This is a genomic window from Benzoatithermus flavus, assembly GCF_037908215.1.
Taxonomy (GTDB): domain Bacteria; phylum Pseudomonadota; class Alphaproteobacteria; order Geminicoccales; family Geminicoccaceae; genus Benzoatithermus; species Benzoatithermus flavus.
Map to the genome: position 1 here is coordinate 238,306 of NZ_JBBLZC010000004.1, position 7,110 is coordinate 245,415.

Consider the following 7,110-nt stretch of genomic DNA (forward strand, 5'->3'; position numbering starts at 1 on the left):
CCGCGTGGCACGACGGCGAGATCGGGGTCCTCTTCTTCCGCTGGGGCCGGCTCCATCGAACCACTCGGAACATATGGGCAACAAACCTTGCTCGCGCAAGCGATCGAGCCTGCCTGCGCCATCGGCCGCGTCCAACCTTTTTCAGCTTATACGCGAATCATGTGCGGATACGATTGTCTTATTTGGTCAGACGGCGCGGAATCAGCACGAGGCTCATGGCACCCAGGACCAGAACCAGCGCCACGAGCTCGCGCCAGCCGGCGGGCTCGCCCAAGAGCCAAGCCGAGCCGAGCACGCCCACGATCGGAATCGCGAGAATGCTGATCGCGGCGGCCGTAGCGGGAAGGAGCGTCACCACCTTGTTGAAGGCCGCGAAGCAGAAGATGAGACCGACGATCGCGGCATAGAGGGTGGCGAGGATGCCCCGCCAGGTGAGATGGCCGAGATCGGGACGGGGCTCGATCACGAGCCAGGCGAGCACGATCGGCATGCCGCCGATCACGAGCTGCCAGGCGGTGTGCGCCATCATGCCGATCGGCCAGGCGCGGGTCTTGATGGCGACCGTGCCGGCGGCCCAGCAGATGGCAGCGAGGATCATGAAGAGCGGCCCCAGAAGGTCGCGCGAGAGGCCCACGAGATCCGGCCCGATGGCGAAGCCGATGCCGATCATCCCGAGCACCAGCGCCAGGATGCGGCGCGGCTCCAGCCGCTCGCCGAGCCAGAGCGCGCTGAAGATGGCGGCCCATACCGGCATGGTATAGGCGATGATCGCCCCGCGCCCACCCGCCATGTGCTTGAGGCTGAAGGCCGAGAGCAGATTCCAGCCGGTGACGCTGCACGAGGCCACGACGAGGAAGGACCGCCAGTAGGCGCGCGGCAGACGCAGACGTTCGCCCGAGAACCAGGCGATGGCCATGAGGCCCGTACCGCTGATGACGACGCAGGCCGCCCGGAAGGTCCAGGGCGAAAGCTCGCTCACCGCCATCTTCATGGCGGGCCAGTTCAGGCCCCAGAGCACGGTGATCGCCGCGATCAGGAGGATCGCGGCGCGCGGCACCGCCCGACGGCCGGCATCGGTCGACGGCACCGCGGGCGGCGCCCCATGGCCCGGCTCTTCGGGCACCGGCTTCAGAAGTCGCTGCAGCGACCGCCCTTCTCCCAATCACCGAAACGGGTCGGCTCGGGTCCTGGCGGGCCGTCGATCTCGCCCGGCGGCTGCGCCGGGCCGCGGAAAGGCTGCGGCTGCGGCTCGTCCGGTTGCCGCTCGGGGACCTTGCCGGCGGGCTCGGTCTCGCGCTCGCTCACTCGGCCATCACCTGCTTGCGCGCCAGGGCCTCGAACTCGTGCAGATGCTTCTCGAGGCTGTGGTCGCTGACCTCCTTGCCGGCCTTGGCGAGATCGGTCTTCACCTTGCTCAGCATGTCGCCGTCACCGGGCTCCGCGAAGTCGGCCATCACGACGTCCTTCGCGTACTGCGCCGCCGCCTCCTCGGAGAGCCCGAGATGGGTCTGCGCGATCCAGAGGCCGAACATCTTGTTGCGCCGGTTGCGGATCTTGAAGCCGAGTTCGAGCTCGTGCTTGAACTTGGCCTCCTCGCCGCGTTCCCGATCATCGAACGTGGTCATGAGCAATCCTCTTTCTTGGGCGACCGACGCTTGGCCCTTATATAGGCCTTCGCGTCGCGGTGCGCCAATCGCCGCATGTCGCATCCCCGCTCGGGTCAGCGCGGAGTTTTTCGCATGTGCACCCTCGTCCTCCTCCGTCGCCCGGCGGCGGCCTGGCCGCTTCTGCTCGCCGCCAACCGCGACGAGCTCGCCTCGCGGCCGTCGCGCCCGCCGGGGCGTCACTGGGAGGACCGGCCTCACGTGCGCGGCGGTCTCGATCTCGAGGCTGGCGGCACCTGGCTCGGCGTCAACGACGATGGTATCGTGGCTGCCGTCCTCAACCGTCGCGGCACGCTGGGGCCGGAGCCCGGCAAGCGCAGCCGCGGCGAGCTCGTGCTGGAAGCGCTCGATCACGCCGAGGCCTACCACGCGGCCGACGCGCTGCGCGCCCTCGATCCCGCGGCCTATCGGCCCTTCAACCTGATCGTCGCCGATGCGGTCGATGCCTTCTGGCTGCGCCATGCCGGGACCGGCGCCATCGAGATGCGACCGATCCCGGAAGGGCTCCACATGATCGAAGCCGGCGAGCTCGACGATCCAGCCTCGCCGCGCATCGCCCGCTTCCTGCCGCAGTTCCGCTTCGTGCCGACACCCGATCCGGCCGCGAGGGACTGGGCGAGCTGGCAGGCGCTCCTGGCCGAACGGGCGAGCCCCACGGGCGAGCCGCGCGATGCCATGTGCATCGTCACCGAAGGCCCTTACGGCACCGTGAGCAGCACGCTCCTCGCCCTCCCCCGCTACGCGAGCGAGCCCGTGATCTGGCTCCACGCCGAGGGGAGGCCCGGCGAGGCGGTCTTCGCGCCCGTGCCGGCCTAGCCGGCGAACCGGGTGGTCAGCACGATCTTGCCGATGTGGCTGCTCGATTCCATGAGCGCGTGCGCGGCCGCCGCCGCCTCGAGCGGGAAGGTGGCGTGGACGAGCGGCTTGACCTTGCCGGCGGCGAGCAGCGGCCAGACCTTCTCTTCCAGCACCCGCGCGATCGCCCCTTTCTGCTCGACCGAGCGAGCCCGCAGGGTGGAGCCGGTCCAGGTCAGGCGCTTGAGCATGAGCGGGGCGAAGTTCGCCTGCACCTTGGCGCCCTGGAGCCAGGCGATCTGGACGAGCCGGCCCTCGACGGCGAGTGCCTGCAGGTTGCGCTCGACGTAAGGCCCGCCCACCATGTCGAGGATGACGTCCACGCCTTTGCCACCGGTCTCGGCCTTGACGACCTCGACGAAATCCTCCTCGCGATGGTTGATCGCCCGCCTGGCGCCGAGAGCCTCGCAGGCGCGCTGCTTGTCGACGCTGCCGACGGTGGCGTAGACGATGGCACCGAGCTCGCGGGCGAGCTGGATCGCGGTCGTGCCGATGCCGGACGAGCCGCCGTGAACGAGGAAGCTCTCGCCCGGCTGCAGCCGCCCGCGGTCGAACACGTTGGTCCAGACGGTGAAGAAGGTCTCGGGAATGCCGCCGGCCTCGATCAGCGAGATGCCGTGCGGCACCGGCAGCACCTGCGGTGCCGGAGCGAGGCAGTATTCCGCGTAGCCGCCGCCCGTGACGAGCGCCATGACCCGGTCGCCCGTGCGCCAGCGCTCCACGCCCTCGCCCACGGCCGCGATCTCGCCCGCGACCTCGAGCCCCGGCACCTCGCTCGCTCCCGGCGGCGGCGGGTAGCCGCCCTGGCGCTGCAGCACGTCGGGCCGGTTGACCCCGGCCGCCGCCACCTTGATCAGCACCTCGCCGTGGCCGGGCCGGGGTACCGGCATCCGGTCCGGCACCAGTGCCTCGGGCGGGCCGAACCGGTCGATGCGGATGTAGGTCATCTCGGCGGGGATCGCGGCGGTCATGGCGTGCGGCACCTTTCCTGCTCGGGAAGCGGGGCATGAGCGCTGGAGCCTTCAGTCCAGCCAGCACAGCAGGCCGTAGCAGCGCCCCAGCACGCGCGTAAAGACGAGATAGAACAGAAGATCCAGCGCCAGGAGCGCCGCCACGAGCGGCAGCCCGACATGCACCACGATCGTGGCAATGCCCCAGCCGGTGAGGCGAGGTCCCGTCACTCGTCTGCTGCGCGAGCGCGCCATGGTTCGCGATCCGCTTCATTAACCAAAAGTTGACGAGCTATCCCGCACCTTCGGGCCACAGGCAAGACGGAGCGGGCGGTGACGGCACTGGAGCTCGACTGGGATCGGACCTCGCACGAGGCGTGGCATGCCCTCCTCGCCGCAGCCGGCCGGTCGAGCCTGCAGCAGGGCTGGGCCTACGGCGCGGCGCTCATGAAGGGCGGCGTGGAGGTGCATCGCGCGGTCGTCCGCGACCTCACGGGCGCTCCCCTCGCCTGCGCCCAGATCGCCGTGCGCCGTGTGCTGGGCCTGCGACGCATCGCCTTCCTCCTGCGCGGCCCCGTGCGGCTGGCGCCGGACGAAGCGGTGGAGGACCGCGCGGTCGAGATGATCTGCCGGCGGCTCGGCCGGGCGGCGCTCCTGTGGGCACCCGAACGGCCGGAACCGCTCTCCCGGCTGCACGGCCAGCGGCCGGTGGTCACCGGCTACAGCACGGCCTGGCTCGATCTCGCCCCTGGCCCCTCGCACCTGCGCCGAATCCTGCACGGCAAGTGGCGCAATCGTCTCGCGCGCGCGGAGCGCGCCGGAATCGAGGTGCGCATCGCGGACCCGCTGCTCGTTGGCTGGCTCCTCGACCGCAACGAGCAGCACCGGCGCACGGTCGGCTATCGCGGTCCGAGTCGAGCTTTCCTCGGCCGGCTGGCGGAGGCTGCGGCGGCGCAGGGCGATCTCCTCGCCCTCATCGCCTGCGAAGCCGGAATCGCGGTCGCCGGCGTGCTCTTCGTCCGCCACGGCGCCGCGGCGACCTACGAGGTCGGCTACGGCTCGCCGCGTGGTCGCGCGCTGAGGGCCAAACATCTCCTGCTGTGGCGCGCGCTCGCCATGCTGCACGAGCGCGGCGTACGCTGGGTCGATCTCGGCGGAATCGACACCGACCGCTCGCCCGGCATCGCCCGGTTCAAGCTCGGGCTCGGCGGTGAGCCCGTGACCCTGGCCGGAACGTTCTTCTGGCCGACAGGAAAATAATTCACCATGAATTAATTATTGACAGCGCATCCGAACCGGCTTAAGAGCACGTCCCATCAAGGCCCCGCGCCGGGGCCGAGCTCAGGGAAGGCTGGACGTGCGTAGCGGCGCCGTAGGGCAAGGCAGCAACTCCGCCCAGGTCAGGCAGTTCAACGAGCGTGTCATCCTGACATTGCTACGGCGTCTCGGCGCGGCGTCGAAGGCCGATCTCGCGCGTCATGCCCAGCTCACCAGCAACACCGCCGGCCAGATCGTCCGCGAGCTCGAGGAGCAGCGGCTCGTGAGGAGCGAGGGCAAGCGCACCGGTGCGCGCGGCCAGCCCGCGACCCTACTCCGGCTCGATCCCGAAGGCGCCTACTCCATCGGCATCAAGATCGGGCGCCGTTCGCTCGATGCGCTCCTCGTCGACTTCAGCGGCCATGTGCTGGAGCGCCGGCGTCTGGAGCGGTCCTTTCCCCTGCCGGACGAAGCGGTCGCGTTCGTGCGCGAGAGCGTCATGGCGCTGCGCCGGTGCCTGAATCGCGGCACCGAGCATCGCCTGGCCGGGCTCGGTGTCGCCACACCCTACAATCTCGGGAGCTGGCAGCGCGAGCTCGACATCCCGAACAGCGCGTATCAACGCTGGAACGACGTCGACGTGAAGGCCGAGCTCGAGGCCGCGACGGGGCTCGCCGTCTTCGTCGAGAACGACGGCACGGCGGCGGCGGTGGCCGAGCTGTTCCAGGGCCACGGCCGCTCGCTCGACGACTTCCTCTACGTCTTCATCGGTACGGCCGCCGGCGGTGGCGTGATCCTGGGCGGGGACTATCACCGTGGTGTCAACGCCAATGCCGGCGATCTCGGCCTGATGCCGACCCTGCCCTCCCGCCTGCCCACGGCACCGCGGCCCAGGGGGCCTTACGAGATCCTGCTCACCCGCGCCTCGCTCAACGCGCTCATCCGGCATCTGCGTGGCCGGGGCTTTCCCATCGAGAGCCGCCGTGATCTCGAGCCTCTGCTCGAGCAGGCGCATCCCGCGGTGGGCGAATGGCTCGAGGATGCCGTCGACGCGCTGGTGCTGCCGGTGCTCTCGGCCGTGCGCATCCTCGACGTCCCGGCGGTCGTGATCGACGGTGATCTGCCCCGGCCTCTGCTTTTGGATCTGATCGCCCGGCTCGAGATCCAGCTCGGCATCGCGTCCCCGGAGTCGCGCGAGCCGCCGCGCCTCTTGTGCGGCAGCATCGGGCGCGAGGCGCCGGCGATAGGTGCCGCGATCCTGCCGCTCCATCTCAATTTCAGCCCTAGCCGGGACGTCCTGATCGGCTACTGATGGGAGAATCGATCGTGACGGAACGAGGACCATCGGGAGGCGAGCGGCGGCCATGAACGAGACACGCATTCCGACTCTGGCGATGCGGGGCATTTCCAAGACCTTTCCCGGGGTGAAGGCGCTGAACGGGGTGCAGCTCGAGGCCTGGCGCGGCGAGGTGCTGGCGCTGATGGGCGAGAACGGCGCCGGCAAGAGCACCTTGATGAAGATCCTCTCCGGCGCCTACCAGGCCGACCCCGGCGGCGAGATCCTGATCGACGGCAAGCCCGTGCTCATCGCCGACCCGATCGCCGCCAAGCGCCACGGCATCGCCATCATCTACCAGGAGCTGGCGCTCGCCCCCAACCTGTCGGTGGCCGAGAACATCCATCTCGGCGACGAGATCCACCACCGCGGCGTCATCGACCGCGCGGCCATGCACGATGCCTGCCGGCCGGTGCTCGAGCGGCTGGGGGCGCCGTTCCGCCCCGAAACCCGGGTCGGCGCCCTCTCGATCGCCGAGCAGCAGCTGGTCGAGATCGCCAAGGCGCTGCACGCCCGATCCAAGATCCTGGTGCTCGACGAGCCGACCACCGCCCTCTCGGCGCGCGAGACCGAGCGCCTGTTCGCGCTCGTGCGCCAGCTCAGAGCCGAGGGCATGGCGCTGATCTACATCAGCCACCGCATGGCCGAGGTCTACGAGCTCGCCGACCGGGTCTCGGTGCTGCGCGACGGCGCTTACGTCGGCACGCTCACCCGCGACCGGCTCAGCGCCGAGGCGCTGGTCCGGATGATGGTCGGCCGCGACCTCTCGACCTTCTACAAAAAGGCGCACGATCCGCACGGCAGCCGCGGGCCGGTGGTGCTGGAGGTGCGGCACCTCACCGACGGCGGCAGGCGGGTGCAGCCCTGCAGCTTCCAGCTCCACAAGGGCGAAGTCCTCGGCATCGCCGGCCTCGTCGGCTCGGGGCGCACCGAGCTTGCGCGCCTGATCTACGGCGCCGATCCCAAGGCCGGCGGCGAGGTGCTGGTCGACGGCCGGCCGCTCCAGGCGCGGACGCCCAAGGACGCGCTCGATGCCGGGCTCGCCTAC

9 protein-coding genes are annotated in these 7,110 nt (G+C 70.2%); 4 read left to right on the top strand and 5 right to left on the bottom strand.

Annotated features, from left to right (window positions below; translation table 11 throughout):
• Positions 1 to 178: 178 nt before the first annotated feature.
• From U1T56_RS06280 to U1T56_RS06290, 3 genes are read right to left on the bottom strand one after another with little or no spacing between them, the layout of a single operon-like run.
• Positions 179 to 1,087, bottom strand: a complete 909-nt coding sequence (locus U1T56_RS06280) for a DMT family transporter (RefSeq protein WP_418158583.1) — start codon at positions 1,085 to 1,087, stop codon at positions 179 to 181.
• A 41-nt stretch (positions 1,088 to 1,128) separates the two neighbouring features.
• Entirely contained in the window at positions 1,129 to 1,305 is a 177-nt protein-coding gene (locus U1T56_RS06285) for a DUF1674 domain-containing protein (protein ID WP_418158584.1), read from the bottom strand.
• Positions 1,302 to 1,625 carry a DUF1476 domain-containing protein gene (locus U1T56_RS06290; RefSeq protein ID WP_418158585.1) on the bottom strand — a complete coding sequence of 108 codons (324 nt, stop codon included), beginning with the start codon at positions 1,623 to 1,625 and terminating at the stop codon, positions 1,302 to 1,304. Before U1T56_RS06290 ends, U1T56_RS06285 begins: the two co-directional genes overlap by 4 nt.
• A 114-nt stretch (positions 1,626 to 1,739) precedes the next feature.
• Between U1T56_RS06290 and U1T56_RS06295 the strand changes: the two genes are divergently transcribed.
• Positions 1,740 to 2,480 carry an NRDE family protein gene (locus U1T56_RS06295; RefSeq protein ID WP_418158586.1) on the top strand — a complete coding sequence of 247 codons (741 nt, stop codon included), beginning with the start codon at positions 1,740 to 1,742 and terminating at the stop codon, positions 2,478 to 2,480.
• Here U1T56_RS06295 and U1T56_RS06300 read toward each other — a convergent pair.
• Positions 2,477 to 3,490, bottom strand: coding sequence for an NAD(P)H-quinone oxidoreductase (locus U1T56_RS06300; protein WP_418158587.1), 1,014 nt, complete (start codon positions 3,488 to 3,490; stop codon positions 2,477 to 2,479). The genes U1T56_RS06295 and U1T56_RS06300 overlap by 4 nt on opposite strands.
• A gap of 51 nt (positions 3,491 to 3,541) precedes the next feature.
• The gene (locus U1T56_RS06305; RefSeq protein WP_418158588.1) at positions 3,542 to 3,700 is read right to left on the bottom strand and encodes a hypothetical protein; all 159 of its coding nucleotides are present in this window, start codon (positions 3,698 to 3,700) and stop codon (positions 3,542 to 3,544) included.
• 102 nt (positions 3,701 to 3,802) lie between these two features.
• Here U1T56_RS06305 and U1T56_RS06310 point away from each other — a divergent pair, with 102 nt between their 5' ends.
• The 3 genes from U1T56_RS06310 to U1T56_RS06320 form a co-directional block, all read left to right on the top strand.
• Positions 3,803 to 4,729 (top strand): lipid II:glycine glycyltransferase FemX, encoded by a 927-nt coding sequence (locus U1T56_RS06310; protein WP_418158589.1) that lies wholly within the window; start codon positions 3,803 to 3,805, stop codon positions 4,727 to 4,729.
• 97 nt (positions 4,730 to 4,826) lie between these two features.
• Entirely contained in the window at positions 4,827 to 6,038 is a 1,212-nt protein-coding gene (locus U1T56_RS06315; protein WP_418158590.1) for an ROK family transcriptional regulator, read from the top strand.
• Between the two features lie 52 nt (positions 6,039 to 6,090).
• A partial coding sequence (locus U1T56_RS06320) for a sugar ABC transporter ATP-binding protein (protein ID WP_418158591.1) occupies positions 6,091 to 7,110 on the top strand: 1,020 nt, incomplete at its 3' end.